Source organism: Novosphingobium album (ex Liu et al. 2023) (genome assembly GCF_029076845.1).
Taxonomy (GTDB): Bacteria; Pseudomonadota; Alphaproteobacteria; order Sphingomonadales; family Sphingomonadaceae; genus Novosphingobium.
This window is the reverse complement of sequence record NZ_JARESE010000041.1, coordinates 46,033-63,140: the sequence shown is the minus strand read 5'-3', so window position 1 is coordinate 63,140 and position 17,108 is coordinate 46,033. Positions and strand designations below refer to the sequence as shown.

The window sequence follows — 17,108 nt, the reverse complement described above, 5'->3', positions numbered from 1 at the left end:
ATGGAAACGAAACGGCTGGAATTCCGGCAGATCACCGATGGGCTCGAATTCCCCGAAGGCCCGATCGCGATGGCCGACGGATCGGTGCTGGTGGTGGAGATCAAGGGCGGCCGGCTGATCCGCGTGCTGCCCGATGGCACCAAGGAAGTCGCCGCCGAGCTGGGCGGCGGGCCCAACGGCGCCGCCATCGGCCCGGACGGCGCCTGCTATGTCTGCAACAACGGCGGGTTCAACTGGATCACCGAGGCCGATGGCTACATGCGCCCGCATGGCCGCGCCGATGCCTATACCGGCGGCTCGATCCAGCGGGTCGATCTGGCCACTGGCGAGGTCACCACGCTCTACACCGAATGCGACGGCGTGGCGATCAACGGGCCGAACGACATCGTGTTCGATGCGCAAGGCAACATGTGGTTCACCGATCACGGCAAGACCTATGGCCGGCAGATGGATTGCGGCGCGGTCTATTTCGCGGCGGCGGACGGATCGTTCATCCGGCAGGCCGCATTCCCGCTGGTCACGCCCAACGGCTGCGGCCTCTCGCCCGACGAAAAGACGCTCTACGTCTCGGAGACGGAGACCGGGCGGCTGTGGCACTGGCCGATCGTCGGCCCCGGCGAACTGGCGAAGGAACCCTGGCCCTCGCCCAATGGTGGCACCATGGTGGGCGGGGCGAGCGGATACCAGCGTTTCGATTCGATGGCGCTGGAAGCCAATGGCAACATCTGCGTCGCCACGCTGGTGACGGGCGGGATCAGCGTGTTCTCGCCCGAAGGCGAGAAGCTGGAATACTGGCAGGGGCCGGAGCCCTACTGCACCAATATCTGCTTTGGCGGCGAGGATTTGCGCACCGCGTTCATCACCGTCTCGGGCACCGGGCGACTGGTCGCGGTGGACTGGCCGCGCGCCGGCCTGCCGCTGCTGCACCAGCGGGGCTGAGCCCCTTGGCGCCGCACCCGTTTTGCACCAACGCGCGAGTTCTGTTCGCGGCGCTGATGGGCACCGCGATCGAATTCTATGATTTCTTCATCTACGGCACGGCCGCCGCGCTGGTGTTCGGGCCGCTGTTCTTTCCCGCCCAGTCGCAGGCGGCGCAGACCCTGCTGGCGCTGATGAGCTTCGGCATCGCCTTCTTCGCGCGTCCGGTCGGCGCGGTGGCGTTCGGCCATTTCGGCGATCGCATCGGCCGCAAGTCCACGCTGGTCGCCTCGCTGCTGATGATGGGGCTGTCCACGCTCGCCGTCGCCTTGCTGCCGACTTACGCGACGGCGGGCTGGATCGCGCCCGCGCTGCTGTGCCTGATGCGCTTTGGCCAGGGCTTCGGGCTGGGCGGCGAATGGGGCGGCGCGGCGCTGCTGGCGGCCGAGCACGCGCCCGAAGGCTGGGCTTTCCGCTTCGTTTCGATCATGCAGCTTGGCTCCCCGCTGGGCTTCCTTGCCGCCAATGGCGTGTTCCTGGCGCTGGGCGCGGCGATGGACGATGCGGCGTTCATGGCCTGGGGCTGGCGCATCCCGTTCCTGGCCAGCGGATTGCTGGTCGCGGTGGGCCTCTATGTCCGCTTCCGCATCGAGGAGACGCCCGCCTTCCGCGAGGCGCTGAAGCGCGCCGCGCCGGTGCGCCTGCCTTTCCTGGAAGTGCTGACGCGGCACTGGCGCGCGGTGCTGTGCGGCAGCGCCGGCGTGGTCGCCACCTTTGCCTTGTTCTACCTTGCCACCGCTTTCGCGCTGGCGCAGGCGAGCGGACCGCTCGGCTATGACCGGCAGGCCTTCCTGGCGGTGCAGATGGGCGCCAGCCTGCTTTATATCGGCGCGATCCTGATCGCCGGCGCCCTGGGCGATCGCCTTGGCCCCGCGCCGCTGCTGACCGTGGCCGCATTGGGCACCGTCGCGGTCGGCCTGGGCTTCCAGGCCGGGCTCGAATCGGGCTCGCTGCTGCTTGCCGGCCTCGCGGTGGGCGCGGCCATGTTCGTTCTCGGCTTTGCCAACGCGCCGCTGGGCGGCTGGCTGGCGACGCTGTTTCCGGTGCGCGTGCGCTACAGCGGCGTTTCGCTGGCGTTCAACGGCGGCGGGATCGTGGGCGGCGCGCTGCTGCCGATCGCGGCACAAGCGCTGACCGCCGCCCGCTTCGGCCATTCCTCAGGCGTGGTGCTGATCGCCGCGGGGCTGATCACGCTGGCCGGCGTCCGGTTCGGCGGCCAGCGCGTGGCGGCGCACGCCTAGCAACGCAATGCCGGGGTGAGCCTGCCGCTTCAGGCCATCGCCGCGCTGGCCGCCTCGATGATCCAGCGGCCCGAATCGCTGGCCTGCTCATAGATGTCGAGGTGGACGATCTTGTTGTCCGCGTTGAAGGCATAGATCGCGACCACGTTCTTGCGGATGAATTCCTCGCCGCGATAGTGGCGCTCCTCGATCTCCTGGATCACCACGCGGCCGGCCTCGGTGATGCGGAACACGGTCATCTCGAAGCGGGTACCTTCGGCCCAGTCGGTGAGGAACTGGCAATATTCTTGCCAGTCGAATTCCTCCAGATAAGCGCCGACGCGCCTGAATTCGTCGATCGCGACATATTCGCCCAGCGGCTCCCAGTCCGCCGGCGAGGAGATTCCCGCCGCCGTCAGCCGCCCGTGGGTTTCGGCATAGGCGTTGACGATCCGGGTGAGGGGGCCAAGTTCGTCGCTGGTCGCGGTGGCGGTGATGATTTCCATGGCAAGGGTTCTCCCGGTGCGGTGTATCGGTGCGGTCTGTCGGTTCGCGGCGTGATGGCGGGCGCCCGGATCAGGCGCGGTACGCCCAGCTTTCGATCGCGGCGTGGAAATGGGCCAGCCGCACTTCCTGCCGCGTCAGCGTGAGACTGGCCTGCGCCTGGTTGCGCAGGCCGCGCTGCTGGCGTTCCATCTGCGCGAAGTCCTGCTCCAGCGCGAGGAAATAGGGGAAGTGATCGCCCTCGGCGATTTCCAGCAATTCGGCGCGGCGCGCCGCGCGTTCCTCGGGCGGGAACCATTGCAGGTTCATCACGTGCCAGAAGCAGCGGTTGGGATCGCCGCTGGTGTGCGGCTGGGCGACGATCACCGTCGCCTCGCCGGCATGGATGGTCATGAAGAAGTTGGGGAACAGGATCCAGAACTGGTTGTCGCTGATCTGGTTGTCGGTCAGCCCGCCGACGTCGAGGCCCCTGGCCACCAGCGTCTCGCGCATGGCGCGTTGCAGCAGGTCGCGCGGGCTGGCATCGGCCGGCAGTGTGCCGTCGGCGCCGCGATAGCGTTCGACCAGTGCGTCGAAGCGCGGCAGCGCGTCGGCCACGCCGGGAAAGGTCGCCGGCAGGTTGCGGATCGCGGCGATCTGGATGTCCAGCCCGGAATGGGCCATGTTCGCCGCGCCGAACGGCGCCGTCGCGACGCTGTGATCGCCCAGGAAGCGATAGCGTTCCTGCGATTCGTCCATCGCCGGTACCAGTTCGGGATGGATGCCCTGCACATGGTAGCCTTCCTGGAAGGCATCCATGATGACTTTCCAGTTACACTTCAGGCCCTCGCGCACGTTGAGGCCGCAAGGCACCATCTCCTCCAGCCGATAAGGCGCGAGCAGTTCGGCGGCCTCGCCCAGCGTCTCGCCCAGCGGCGCGGCGGCGCGATCGGGATTGAGGAACAGGAAGCCGGCGAAGATATCGGCGGGCACTTCGATCAGCCCCAACTGGTCCTTGTCGCCGACGAATTCTTCCAGCGTGCCGGTGAAATCGGGCCGGGCCACCGCCAGGAGCTTGCCGTCCAGCCCGTAGGACCAGTTGTGATAAGGGCAGGTGAACCGTGCCGAGCGCCCCTTGCCCTCGCAAAAGGCATTGCCGCGATGGCGGCAGGCGTTGACGAAGCCGCGAATCCGGCCGTCGCGCCCGCGCACCAGCACGAACGACTGGTCGAACAGGCGGTATTCCATCCAGTCGCCCGCTTGCGGAATGTCGTCCGCCCGGCCGACGAATTGCCAGGATCGCATCCACAGCAGTGCCCGCTCGCGCGCGGCGAATTCGGCCGAATGATACCGATCGGTCGGCACACGCATCCGCATGGCGGAAAAGTCCAGCTCCGCGATGCGCGGCGCATTGTCGACGAATTCGCCCGCCCTGGTGGCCATGGCCTGTCCTCTCCCCGATCGTGCGCCCCCTGCGGGACGCCGAATCCGTGTGTCTATTAAATATTCCATATGGACTGTTTATTCGCAAGAGGGCAGATGGAGCCGGGCACGAAAGGCCGGGGAGCAAGCGGATTTGACCGGGACAATGCCAGTATTCCGCGCCGATGCGGGGCCGCGCCCCAGAGGCCGCCCGCGCAGTGAGGATACCGCCGAGATCGAGAACGCGGTGCTTGCCGCCGCGCTGCGTGAATTCGTCGAATGCGGCTATGGCGGGGCTTCGATGCGCAACATCGCCAAGCGCGCCCAGGTCGCGCGCACGACGCTGCTGGGGCGCTTTGCCACCAAGGACGATCTGTTCCGCGCGATCATGACCCAGCAGATAGAGCGGATGGCGGCGCTGTCCGCGCTGCGGTCCGATGGTCCGCCCGATCTTCGCAAGGGCCTGATCGCCTATGCCGATCGCGCGCTGGCCTTCAGCCTGGAAGGCGCGTTTCTGGAGGTGAACCGGCTGATCTACGGCGCGGCGCAGCACTTCCCGCAAGTCGCCGCCGCCGCCGCCGAGACGACGCGGATCGGGATCGGCCAGATCACCGGGTTCATCGCGGCCTGCGCCCGGGCCGACGGCGTGGCGTGCCGCCAGCCCGAAGTGCCGGCCGAAAGCTTCATCCTGCTGCTGCGCGGCTGGCACGGCCTGGCCATGCTCGGCCAGCGGCGCGTTCCGCCGGCCGAGCGGCGCGCATGGATCGAACGCATGGTCGACAACCTGATCGCCGGGCGCGACCGCTGGTAAGGCGCCGCCCCGTCAGCCGGCCGCGCGGCTGGCGTCGGCCAGTTGTTCGATCGCTTCCATCGACATGGCGCTTTCCGCGATGATCCGCGCGTCGCGGACGATGGATGCGGCCTTGTCGTCGGTCAGGATCTCGGGCGCGGGGGGAATGGCCGCTTCGGCTTCCACCCCCAAACGCCAACGCGGGCCGAAGCGGTAGACCGCATAGAACATGAGGCGTGCCTTGAGCGCGGGAACCTCGCGGCAGAGCATCGCCTCGTGGAACATGCGATGGGTGTCCTTCCAGCCACGGCTTTTGACGATGCAGTAGTGATCGTGGACGACCGAGGGTTCGCGATAGCGCCCCTCGTACGGCCCGCCGATGATGCTCCAGAACGCACGCGGGATCGAGGCGCCATCGAGCCATGCGTCTTGCGGAACGGGCCATTCGACACCCGCCTGCGTGACATAACGGATCGGCTCAAGCAGCCGGCCGCTGCGGCCGTCGAGATCGAATTCGATCTTCACCGGGATGCCGAAGAACGTGCCGTGGCCCGCCGTGCTTTCGGCCTCCACCGAAGCGGCGGGTGTCATCGCATCGACGCTGGCGACGGCTTCCTCGATCAGGCTCTGCGCGGTCATGGTCTGGGTGTCCTCTCGTTGGCGATGGCGTGGCGGATCAATCGGGCAAGCTCCAGTCGCTCGACCCGGACCGGCACAGGGCGGCGTCCCAGGACTGGAACGATTTGGCGATGCGGCGGGCCCTTTCGTCGGCGGCCCGGGTCGCGATCGTGCCCGCCAGCAGCGGCAGCAGGCGGCACTGGTCGGCGAAGCTGACCAATGCCGAGGCCCAGGCGCGCGGATTGCCGGAAAGCCGTTCGTAGAAGGCGGCGGGCTTCATCTCCGCGGGCAGGATGGTCATGGCGCCCAGCACCGGGTCCAGCAGGGCGCGGGTGGCCGGGCCGACGATGCCGTCCGCGCAGACGGTCAGCAACGCTTCGCGCATGGGGCGGTGGAATTCCGGCGTCATGCCGCGCAAGAGAAGCGCTCGCTGCCTTTCGTCGAGCCTCCCGACCTTGACCGGCACGCGTTCGCGCAGGCGATCGAACAGCCGGTTGACCTCGGCCATAGGCCGGCCTTGCAGGGAAAGCAGGTCTTGCTGAAGCCAATGGAGCCTTGACAAGTCGAGGGCCCTGGCGATCTCGGGAATGCGCTGCAGCCTGTCCCACCAGTTGGCCTGGACCACGGCGATCTGGCCGGCCGCCAGTTCGACCTGCTCGAACCCCGCGTCGTCCGCCGCGCCCAGCAGCACTCTGGGTTCGTTGCCGGAAGCCAGCGCGGCCCGGCGCATTCTCGGGTCCATGATCGCAACCTTCAGCCTGGCCTCGGCCACCGCGATCAGCGCCGGGAAGGCGGTAAGGCCCGGGCCGGACGTGATCGCCGTGATGTGCCGCAGCAAGCCGACGTATGGCTGCGGAAGAACGGCGTTATCGCGCTGGAGCGCGAAGCGCGTCACCCAGTAGAGTTCCGAAAGATCGTCCGGCGTCAGGCGCCTGGCGCCAAGCCAGCGTTCCTGCTGGGTGGCGATAATCGCCTCGATGTCGATCAGTTCGTTGTGCCAGTCGCCAAGGTCGGCCAGCGCGCGCACGACGAAGGGAGGCGCCAGGCCATGCGGCCGGGTCGGCCGGGAGGCATAGAGCGCGAGCGCTTCGGTGGCCCGGTCGTCCTTGACGAGCTTCATGCCTTCGCCATCGCGATCCGGCTCGCCTTCAAGATAGAGGCGCCATTCCGCGTCCGACATCGCCGGCGGCGCGTCATCGGGCGCCGTGGCCGCCGAAGCCCCTGTCGGTTCGGGCTCGGCGGTCAGCCAGTTCCGCAGCGCTTCGGGCAATTCATCAAGCACGTCGCGAAGCACTTGCGCCATTTCGGCGCGGGCCTTGATCGCGGGACGGCGATAGGGCTGGCCCAGCATGGCGAGATGATAGATCGCCAGCGCCCGGTCGAAACCGCTCCGGCGCTGCAAGTGATGGATCGCCGCCGACTGGCGCAGGTCCCGCTCAAGAATGCCGCTGTCCGGGTTTGCCGCCATCAGCTTGAGCGCGAAGGCCCGGATGTCGCGATTGAAGCGCACCGTGCGGCTGTCGAGGTTCGGGCTGGCGATCCAGTGCGTGGAGGCAAGGGCACGGAACAGGCGATCGGCGCGTCGGCGGGCCTGGGTCCCGTCCGCCGCGCCGGCTCCGCCGCCGCGTTCGACCGCGGGCATGATCACCTCGCGCAGCAGATCGCGCGTGGCGAAGGGGGAATAAAGCGCGGCAAGGACATAGGGCCGCGCTTCGGGATCGGCGACATGCGCGACGATGCGGCGCATCAGATAGTTTCGCGCGCTGTCGGGATCGATCCGGCTTTCCTGATGGGCCTCGCGCACCGTTTGCCGAATATCGCTGTCGTCGCTCAGCAAGGCATCGGCGGTGATGCGCAGCAGCAGCGGATTGCCCGGCACCGCGGCGGCGGCGGCGTCGGCGACGGCCTTGTCCGCGATGCCGCTGTTGCGCAGGAGCTGGCTGGATTCCTGGGGGTCAAGCTCGGTCAGCGCGATGGGCGGATCAAATTCCACGCCTTCTTCGGCCAGACGCTCCAGCAGGCCGCGGGTTGCCGGGCCCTGCTCGGCCTCGCTCGTTCCGGGCGGCGCGTCACGGCCCGCCACGATCAGGCGGATATCCTCCGCCTGGGCTTCGGAGCGCAGGAACCGCAGCCAGAAGACCAGCCCGGAGATGGCGCGGTCACTATGCGAAAGGATCAGTTCGGCCGTATCGAGCACCAGCACCAGCGGGCCGCGCAGCACGTCGGCAGCCAGCGTGTGGTAAAGGATCGAACCTTCATCGGACGCGGTCTGCGCGAACACGGATTCGGCGGCGACCGCCGTCGATCGTTTCAGGCCCGATCCGGGGCCCCCGCGCTCGGCAAAATCGGCGTTGCGCTGCATCTGCGAAAGCTGGCGGAGATTGTCGAGGATGAAGTCGCCACGTTCGGCAATGCCCGGCACGCATCGCGCAAGCTGCTCGTAAAGCGCCAGATTGAGCGTGGACATGCGCGCGGGATCGATCGCGGGCTCGTCGAAATCGATCCGCGCGATCGCGATCGGCGGCTTGCGGCGGCGCAGCCGGTTTTGCAGGAAGGCCAATAGCGTGGTCTTGCCGGTGCCACCGCCGCCGTGGAGGTAGATGCCGCTCGCGCCGCCGCGCGCGGGGCGGGTCGCGAAGGTTTCCAGCAGGTCGCAGGCGTCGCGGTGGTGCTGTCCGACAAGCGGATAGGCCGTCATCCGGCGCAGATCCGCGTCGAGCGTGCGTGCGGCGATTTCCGCCCGGATCTGCTGCGCGCCGTAGGGCGCGGACCATTGCGATCCGGTCCAGCCGCGCACGTTGTCGAGTTCGGGGAGCACATCGGACGGGAGTGTATCGAGCGGCGGATAGCGATCCTCGACCCACAGGGAGAAGGCTTGCCGCAGCGGGTCGCCGGGATCTTCTCCCGGAAGCGGCGCGACGGCGGACCGCAGCTCTTCGCGCCCGCACCGCGCCAGCACGCGGCGGCGCACCGGGACGGCAAGATACCATTGACCCGGGCGCGTCTCCACCGCGGTCTCCACCTCCGGGGCCAGCGCGGACAGGAACTTGTCGCGCCGCGCGGCATCGCTTTCGTCGATGAGCAGGAGCGGGCGGGCCCATCCGCGCACGGCCAGGCGGCGGCGCAGCAGGTCCACCGGCGCATCTTCCGATGCGCCCGGATCGGCAAGGCCGTCGGCGATGGCCAGCTTGTTGAGATCGAACCCCTTCAGATCGAATCCAGGCGTCATCCCAGGCTCCGTTCGAAGACAATGGCGGTCAGCGCGGCGGAAACCGTCTGCAACGGGGCCCTGTCGTCGCCAGTGAGGTCGACGAAGTTCGATTGGGCGAAGGCCCGGATGTCCGACATCTTGCGCGAAACGCCGCGCGCCTTGGCAAGATCGCCGGCATAGCCGATGAATTCGGCTTCGCCGATGTGCCGAAGCTCGATCTCGCGCGTCGTGATCTCGCGCATGACCGGATCGTCATAGAGGTGGTCGGCCAGCGCATTGCGGTCCGCTTCGTCCAGCCCGATCAGCAGAACCTTGATCCAGTCGTTCAGCAGCATCGCGATCACCAGGCTGAACCAGGGCGTCCCTTCAAGGCGCCCGGCATCGCCCCTGCCGAAATCCAGCGCCACAAACCGCTTGCGCCGCCGGTCCGTCGATCGCCGGCGCAATTCGGCGATCAGCGAATCGACATCGGTGTAGCGTGCCGCCGCCGCCGCCGTGCGATATTCCGCGTCCTCGCCGGCCAGTTCCTGGCTGACCGCGTCTTCCCAGGCCATGCCGGTGGTCTTCGTTGGGCTCAGCGAGAGCAGATCGGCCGCCAGCGCGCTCAGCTTGGCCCGCAGGATACGGGGGGTGAAGCTCTTGCCGACACCGGGGGCGCCGTGGATCAGGCAAAGGCGTGCATGGCGATCCTCATCGTCCACCCACCGTTCGAAATCGATCCGGGGAAACCACGGATGGAACGGCGGCAAGGGGGCCTCGTCCAGCGGGCTGTGGCCGAAGGCGCTCGTGCATTGCTCCCGCCAGCCGGCCTCCTGGGCGCCAAGATCCAGCCCGGCGCGATACAGGTTCATCACCATGGCCGAATCCTGGAATTCAAGACCCGGCGTCACGACGCGCTGGCGCAAGGGATCGGCACCGCCCCGGCATTGCGCCGCTCTTATCGCGGCCATGCTGATGCCGCGGTTGTACCGGACCCGCTTGCCGCCTTCCACAAGTTCCAGCGTGCCTTCGTGCAATCCGGCGACCTGCCCTTCGGCATTGACGCAGCATCCGCCGGACATGCCCGCCGCCGCGTTGGCGAAATGGCGCCAGCGGCCGGCCGCAGCCTCGATCTTGGCAACATTGGCGACGTCCATCATCAGCAGGTTGCCGCCGGGAAAGCCGAAGGCCCAGCAGGCCCGCCCTTCCTCGACGGTCACATGGTCGACGATTTCGACGGGATCGACATGCTCGACCCGCTGCGCAAGCCTGATGAGCGCGAAATCGAGCCGCGAATCCGCCGGTGGCGTGGTCGACAGGTCCAGCCGGTCGGGCGGCGTGCCGTGGGGAAGGGACGAGCAGATGAGCGGCTTCTGCGCGGCTGGCCGGACGACGAAGCGATCATTGGCGGCATGGCCGGGCAGGGCGGTGAAGTGGAATTCCAGGCCGGGGATCAGGCTGTCGGACCAGGTGCCGTTCGTCCCGGCCGCGTCTTGCGCGCCGGCGAGCGGTTCAGCATCGCCGTCTTCCGTCGACATGACGCGCAGCGCCACATGGCCGGCGGTCAGCACCAGGTCGGGCCTGACCAGGAAACCCGTGCCGATCTGCTTCTGGACCGGATCGGAGCGGAAGACGATCGCGCTGGCCTGGCTCACCTTGAGCAGCGGCATCAGGATTTGGGCCGACATGAAGCCTTTCTGCTGGTCGGTCATTCCTTGCAGCAGACCGTAACCTGAACTCCTGTCGAGCAATTGCGCGATGTCCGCCGCGGGCCGGCCCGCCCGGAACTCCCAGTTGACCACGGCTTCGGTCAGCCGGTCGAGAAACCCCTCGCGCTCCGCTTCCTCGCAGGCCATGCGCTTTTCGCGACGCTTCGCCAGCGCGACGATCTCTTCCCACTGGCGTCCCCGGCCGCGCGGCTTCACGGTTACGTAGCATTCGCCGAACCGTCCGTTCGACAGCGTGGTCCATTCGGCCAGTCGTGCGCTTTCACCGGGCATGGTGGCTAAGGCGTTGGCACGGGCGGGAGCGCCGCCCCGTCGAACGGCACGCCGATGGCTTCCAGCGCCGTCCGTTCGACGGCGAACGCAACCGCATAGTTGCTCGCGCTGGTCTGCCCGCCGAAATGCAGCGCGAAGCCGGGCGTATCGGCATCGAGCCAGGCAACGACCAGCGAACCGGACGCGCCGCCGAACGTCGTCGCGTCATGGCCGATGGCGCGGTGCCCGATGTCTTCGGGATGGCTGCCCAGGGGCTGGGTGAACAGGCCGGGGGCAAGGCGCTTCAGGCCGAACTTGTTGCCGAACAGCGTGCCGATGACAAAGTTCCAGTCGACTTCGGGGTCGTCGTGGAAGCCGGGCGCGGCGGGAAAGCCGATCGTCGCGAGCGAGGTCAGGCCACCCGTCGCATAGGCCGGAAGCGTGCTGAGCGCCGGCGTGGGCACGGGAAAGCGCGAGGTCTCGTCGATCGGCACGATCGTCGCCACCGCAGCATCTATGCCCGTGAAGATCCTGCCCGCCCCCGCCGGATACCGGGCCTCGACGATGCGAAAGCGATTGCGGCCGAGCGAGCACGCCTCGCCCACGAAGTCGATCTCCATATGGCCGTCGATCCGCAGCGCGTCGCCCACCGGGGTCATCGCGATGCCGAAAGTGCTGCGCGCTTCCTCGATGACATGCATGTTGGTCAGGATCAGGCCCGTGCCGTCGCCGGCATCGGCGGAAACCAGCGTTCCGGTGCCGATGAAATTGCGGGCGTGGCCGGATTGGGGCTGGATGCGGCCCACGGCCCCCGCCAGCCGGTCAATGCCGGCGGTCCGCGCGGTGGCGACCTCGCCTCCCCAGGTGCCGAGGAACGGGTCCGCCGGATCGACCTTGCCATCGCACAGCAGGAAGCTTGGCCGGGTGCCGTCGGCGATGATGACGGCTTCGGCCACCACTCCGTCGTGGGGGTGCGGCGCTTGGCGGCCGACCGCGCGGCCGAGCATCGGGCCGGCATGGGCCAGGAAGATATCCCGGGCCTGCTCCCATGCCGTCGCGTCGGTTCCTTCCAGCCATTGCGCGTCCCGCTGGCGCAACTGGCGCAAGTTGTCGGCGACATTGTCGAGCGCTTCGGCGGGCCGTTCGGGCACGGCGTCGGCCGGGAGGTTCGCGGAAGCCTCGCCGATGCGTTCCGCTCCCCCTTCGCGCATCCGCTCGCGAACGGCGAGCATCCGAAGCTGCTCCTGAATTCGATTGGCCATGGCCACTTCCTCCCGCACCGGCCCTCAGCCGTCAGCAAGCAGCATCTGCTCCACATCCAGCATGATCGGCGCTCCGCCAACGGCTTCGCCGGTGACGGTTCCCGCTTCCACCAGCTTCATCGTGCGATAGACAGCGCCGTCGAAGATCAGCCGCACTGCCTGGAAGCCGAAGACCAGCGGCATGGGCCCTTTGTAGGTCACGACCGAAGCGGCATCGCCGCTTGCCGTCACCGACAGCTTGCCGCCGATCGCGTTCTGGATCACCGGCACGTTGACCGCGAGCGATACCTTGTTCGAATCCTTGGCGGAAACATTGATCGTGTCCGACTTGATCACGCTCGTCACCACGTAGACCTGGTCCGCATCGAGCATCGCCTTGGCCGATCGCGCGAACGGGTTGATGGTCGAACTGGCGAGGAACTGGTCCACCAGCGCGATCTGCGTATCGCTGCGCTGTGTCGCGGCATATTCGAACTGGACCGAGGCGGCCTTGGCATAAGCGACATTGATGCCGAGCGTCGATCCGCCAAGCGCCGAGATAAGGCCGCCGAGAATGTCGAGGCCGACGCCGATGCCGACATCGGCGGATTTCGTGCCGCTGATGTTCGGGCCGGGCTGATCGGGCCCGATCGGGGGAATCGGCGCGCCTTGCGGGTCGGGAACGAATACCGATGTGAGGTCGCCCATATAGCGCAGCCGGCCATTGACACCGACGAGAAGCTGCGTCGGCAGCAGGTTGACGCGCGGAACCTGCACGACGTTAAAGCCCTGCTTCTTGAGGGCGGTCAGCGTGGGATCCTTGCAGTTCTTGAAAATTCCCATTGGAAAGCCCTTCCCATTTTCACGCACCGGCGCGGAGATGCAAAGTACAGAAAGCGATTTTTTTTTGGATAAGTATTTTTTAGTATGCGGCCCGGCGTGCCCTGAGAAGGCGATATAATATGTCGAAAGGGAAATAGTCACTCATACGGGCCGATAGGACGGTATGATCGAATCGAAACTCAGTGAATGTAATTCTACAATGATCTGAGAACAAGTTTAAAAATAGCACGGATAGACTGGAGGTTGTCCGATCTTCTTGCGGTACATCGGGCGCTATTATTGCGGGGCGATCCGCCTGCGTTTCGGCGGTGGCGGCCCGCGGCGCATTTCAGCCAAGGCGCCTGACGATATCGGTGATGTGGGCCGCGCAGACCTCGCAGAATTCCCACGTCGTCCATTTCATGCGGCAACCATATGACGAGCGGAAGAACGCGGTGTCATCATACCGCGCGCCTTGAAACGTGCCGATGGCCCCGTCCGGGTAGGAATTGGCCATGCCCGCCGGCAGGCTCGGTACTTCGCCGTTGGTTATCGTGACATGGCTTCGCCAGGAGACGGTAGCCGGGTTCGGCTCCGTGCTGACATTGGGTTCGATCGGATCGGGTACGGCGGTGCCGTTGCCCGCTGTCGCATATTCATCGGCAAGCCCGAAGGCATGGCCGAGTTCATGGATCGCGATCTGCGTCCAGCTTTCGCCTTCGGAATCGCGGTTGGTCGTCCACGATGGCCGCGAACTGTCGAAGCCTCCGGCGCCGCCGCGTTCGCCGCGATTCATCACCACGAGGATCTTGGCGTGGCTCTCCCCGGTTCCGGCCACGGCGGTGTTCACGGCTTCGTGCGTGCCATAGATGATCCAGGGGTTTTCGTCGCGCGGCCGGGCGTCGAACAGGCTGCGCCCGTCGTCCGATCGCCAGTACAGCCCGACCATGCCGACCAGTCCTTCCAGAATGAGCGTGTCGAAGGGGCGCGCCTCGGAAAAATCACGCCACAGTCGCTCCAGGTCCGCGTCGAAGGCGGCGAAGGTCGGGTATCCGTCGGCGACCACCGCGAGGCGCCACGGGGCATCCGCACGGCCGCGCGGCGAAGGCGGGGCGTCGGGTGCTCCCAGCCCGCGGCGACTGGCCGCTTCGAGCGTGACTTGCCGGGTCGCCAGACCCCGTCCGCCGATCCGCAGCGATCGCGCGCTTTCGGGCTGGATTGCCGGCACCATGGCGTCCGCCTGGCTGTGCCCCCATTGCGGCCCGCCCGGCGCGCCGAATGTTTCCGACAGCACCTGTTCCGGCGGCGGCACCAGCAGCGGCGCGCCCACGGCGAGCCCTTGCGCGTCGATCCATTCCAGTTCGATGGCTGGCGCTCCGGCCGATTCCTCCATCACCCCGCCCGGCTCCCGCAGGGGGACGCGAATGGTCAGATAGGCATCGGACATGGCCGTCCTTTCTTCCAGATGCGCGGGGCGCGCCGAGCCGGCCCCGCCACGATATCCGTTGTCCGCGCCTCAGCCGTTCAGGTATTCCGCCAGCGTCATGCGCACATAGCCTGGAGGCGGCGCCTCGCCCCGCGCGGGAAGGACAGGGCGTTCCTCGTGGATGCCGGCGGCCGGGCGGGCGCGGGCCCAGTCGATCTCGAACGCCTTGCGGAAGTAGCCCGCGATATCCGCATCGGTGAACAGCAGGCTTGCGTCGCGATTCAACGTCACGGCGTCCGAACTCCAGTTCTGGCTGCCGATGATGACGCGCTGGCCGTCGGCGATGATGCCTTTGGTGTGGGTATTGGCGATGACGCGGACGCAGCGCATCACGTCCATGCCCCGGCGGCGCAGTTCCGCCACGTCGTCAGCCACGTCGCCCGAGCGCAGGATGATGCGCAGGTTCTCGATCGCTTTCGATTTGGCCACCAGCGCATCGACCAGCTCGCCCAGGTTTCCGGCCATGTTCCTGCGAATCTTGATATACTGGTTCTGGAACAGCAGTTCGCCGCGCGCCGAGGCGATGAGATCAAGGACCGCATCGGTGTAGACCCGGCCGTGCCGGTCCGGCGTCAGGATGGGCTTGACCCGCACCTTGCGCCCGGTGATCTCCAGCGGTTCGAGCAGTTCGACCGGCGCTTCGACGACCACATCTTCGGGAACGTCCACCAGTTGTTCGGTGATCGCCGGGGCTTCGGCCGTGCCCATGAGCTCGCCGCACTGGGCGAAATCGGCCTCGATGTGCGCGGCGAACATCGCCGACAGCCTGGGGCTGCGGATCACGATGTGCCATTCGCGGTTCCCCTTGGCCCGGTGCGTGACCGGATCTGGGGCGGGCTGGCTGCTTTTCGTCCAGTTGCCGCTGGACAGCCATACCCATTCGCCGTCGCGGACCGTGACCTTGATGTGATAGGCGCTGCTGACCAGGCCGCCGTTCCCCTTGCGCACATAGATGTTTTCGAAGGCATGATGGGCCCGCCACGCGGCGAAAGTGTCGCTACGGTCGAATTCTCCGGGCTTGGGCTGGTCCGCCGTGCCGTCGCGCGTCGCCGGATCGAGGACGAGGCGCATCCTGACTTGCGCCGATTCCAGCCTTTCGCGCACGGCATCGGCGATGTGGCTGGCGAAGAACTGGTACATCGACGAGGTCAGGCTGGTCCGCGTCTCGCCAATGAACCTGGCCAGCACGGGGAAGCTGAATTCCGGGCCGACATGCGCGATCACCGTCATGTCCTCGTCGGACACTTCCTCGAAGCTGAAGGCGGGGCCTTGCCGCCGGGTATCGTCGTAGACGATGGCGCCGCTCGCTTCGAGGCCCAGCTCCGACAGGCCGAGTTGTTCCCGGATCGTGGCATAGCGCACGTCGACCGGGTAGCCTGCGAAAGTCGCGGGAATCGCGGCGCTGACGGCGGCGAACCGATCGGGCGATACCGCGACGACAATGCAGTCCGACCGGCCATCGAAGCCGGGCTTGACCGCCAGGACGCCGGGATGGTCCCGCGCGGCCAGGCTGGCCACGGCGGCATCCAGCGTCATCGCATCGGCGCCGGTCATTGCCGGTTCGCCAAGCGAGAGGCTGATCCGCAGCGGCACCACGATCGAGCTTTCCGCGCCGGTCGAGGCAAGCCGCAGGTCGATTGCTCCCGCCCCTGCGATTATCGTTCCGGTGGTCTGCCCGGCGGGATTCTCGGCGGTGGTGGTGACGCTCGGGATGCCTTGTGCGTACTTGCGCAGCACTCTTGCCGGCACGCCGTAGTTCTCGATCTTGTAGAGGCCGGCGAAGTGCAGCGCGATGACCTTGCCGTGTTTCAGGCCGAACACCGGCGAACCCGATGCACCGCCCAGCGTGGTGCAATCGTAAGTCGTGCTGTCGGCGCGCAATTCGTCGAGCTGTCCCGGCGCGATGCGTTTGACATCGTAGATGCCGCCATAGATCTCGTCCATCCAGTCCTGGTCCGGGATCGCATCCTCATAGGCGCGGGCGGGATAGCCGATGGTGGCGATGAAATCGTCGGGCTGGCCATCATCGTCGGCAAGTTCGATGCAGCGCGGCCGCGTGCCGTCATCGGGCATGTTCACATGAAGCAGGGCGATATCCGGGCCGTCCTGTGGTTCGATCCAGGCGATCCCGGAAATCGGGAATGCGCCGCCTGGCCCCGTCGGCCCGCCATTTTCGTGGCCGGGGTTGAGCGAGACGCCAAGCGCCTTGCCGAAGCGCCCGCGGGAGAAGGTGAATTCGGCCCCTTCGCGCCGCCCGATCAGCTCCGCGACATGGCGATTGGTGCAGACCAGGCCCGGCTGGATGAGCCAGCCGGTGCCGACATAGTTGAAGCCCGCGGGATGGTTCTCCACGTCGATCCGGCCGATCAGCGGCATCCAGGGATTCAGCGCACCGCTCGCCGCCGTCACGCGTTCGACCATGAGTTTCGAGACACTGTCGCTGAGCGGGGTTTCTGGCTGGATCTGTCCCCCCACCACGAAGAGCGCGGGCCTGCCGAGCTGGACGATCGTTTCTGTCCGCATCCGCGCTTGCGGCATGAGCCCGGCCGCCTCGGCCCGGACCGTGCTTTCACCGCGAAGGGCCGGTCCGCCGCCATCCTGATTCTCGTTCAGGGAGGCGAGCAGAGCGCGATGGAGATCGGCATCGCGATCCTTCAGGCGTTCGAACCAGGTATTGATTGCCGTGCGCTCGGCTTCGCTGGAGTCTTCCATGTTTCATCCCCCTGCACGTCGTCGACTGAAAAGGTTGCGAAAGCATCGGTCTTGACTGTTTGGGGTGAGAATAACCTATAATTCTGGAATTAACGAGAACAATTATTTTAATATTTCTGAAAAATACCAATACTTCTCAATCTGTTCTTGAGTGTCAATTATTGGTC

The 17,108-nt window shown here is 66.8% G+C and carries 12 protein-coding genes; 3 read left to right on the top strand and 9 right to left on the bottom strand.

Annotated elements, in window-relative coordinates; translation table 11 throughout:
* Positions 1-939 (top strand): SMP-30/gluconolactonase/LRE family protein, encoded by a 939-nt coding sequence (locus PYV00_RS12515; protein ID WP_275228600.1) that lies wholly within the window; start codon positions 1-3, stop codon positions 937-939.
* Positions 940-995: 56 nt separating this feature from the next.
* Entirely contained in the window at positions 996-2,219 is a 1,224-nt protein-coding gene (locus PYV00_RS12510; RefSeq protein ID WP_275228599.1) for an MFS transporter, read from the top strand.
* Between the two features lie 29 nt (positions 2,220-2,248).
* On the opposite strand, the gene PYV00_RS12505 is transcribed toward PYV00_RS12510, so the two are convergent.
* The gene (locus tag PYV00_RS12505; protein WP_275228598.1) at positions 2,249-2,704 is read right to left on the bottom strand and encodes a hypothetical protein; all 456 of its coding nucleotides are present in this window, start codon (positions 2,702-2,704) and stop codon (positions 2,249-2,251) included.
* A gap of 70 nt (positions 2,705-2,774) precedes the next feature.
* Positions 2,775-4,124: an aromatic ring-hydroxylating oxygenase subunit alpha gene (locus PYV00_RS12500; protein WP_275228597.1), complete on the bottom strand. Its 1,350-nt coding sequence runs from the start codon at positions 4,122-4,124 to the stop codon at positions 2,775-2,777.
* Positions 4,125-4,269: 145 nt separating this feature from the next.
* Between PYV00_RS12500 and PYV00_RS12495 the strand changes: the two genes are divergently transcribed.
* A complete protein-coding gene (locus tag PYV00_RS12495; protein ID WP_275228596.1) occupies positions 4,270-4,914 on the top strand; it encodes a TetR/AcrR family transcriptional regulator in 645 nt (214 codons plus the stop codon).
* Between the two features lie 12 nt (positions 4,915-4,926).
* Here PYV00_RS12495 and PYV00_RS12490 read toward each other — a convergent pair whose 3' ends face one another.
* The 7 genes from PYV00_RS12490 to PYV00_RS12460 form a co-directional block, all read right to left on the bottom strand.
* Positions 4,927-5,532, bottom strand: coding sequence for a DUF1353 domain-containing protein (locus PYV00_RS12490; protein ID WP_275228595.1), 606 nt, complete (start codon positions 5,530-5,532; stop codon positions 4,927-4,929).
* A gap of 37 nt (positions 5,533-5,569) precedes the next feature.
* Positions 5,570-8,740: a hypothetical protein gene (locus PYV00_RS12485; RefSeq protein WP_275228594.1), complete on the bottom strand. Its 3,171-nt coding sequence runs from the start codon at positions 8,738-8,740 to the stop codon at positions 5,570-5,572.
* On the bottom strand, positions 8,737-10,701 hold the full coding sequence (locus PYV00_RS12480) for a trypsin-like serine peptidase (RefSeq protein ID WP_275228593.1): 1,965 nt from the start codon (positions 10,699-10,701) through the stop codon (positions 8,737-8,739). The genes PYV00_RS12485 and PYV00_RS12480 overlap by 4 nt, the downstream gene beginning before the upstream one ends.
* 5 nt (positions 10,702-10,706) lie before the next feature.
* Complete coding sequence (locus PYV00_RS12475; protein WP_275228592.1) at positions 10,707-11,942, bottom strand: hypothetical protein; 1,236 nt, start codon at positions 11,940-11,942, stop codon at positions 10,707-10,709.
* Positions 11,943-11,966: 24 nt separating this feature from the next.
* On the bottom strand, positions 11,967-12,764 hold the full coding sequence (locus PYV00_RS12470; protein WP_275228591.1) for a hypothetical protein: 798 nt from the start codon (positions 12,762-12,764) through the stop codon (positions 11,967-11,969).
* Between the two features lie 328 nt (positions 12,765-13,092).
* Positions 13,093-14,190 (bottom strand): M64 family metallopeptidase, encoded by a 1,098-nt coding sequence (locus PYV00_RS12465; RefSeq protein ID WP_275228590.1) that lies wholly within the window; start codon positions 14,188-14,190, stop codon positions 13,093-13,095.
* A gap of 69 nt (positions 14,191-14,259) precedes the next feature.
* On the bottom strand, positions 14,260-16,941 hold the full coding sequence (locus PYV00_RS12460) for a phospholipase D-like domain-containing protein (protein ID WP_275228589.1): 2,682 nt from the start codon (positions 16,939-16,941) through the stop codon (positions 14,260-14,262).
* Positions 16,942-17,108: the final 167 nt, after the last annotated feature.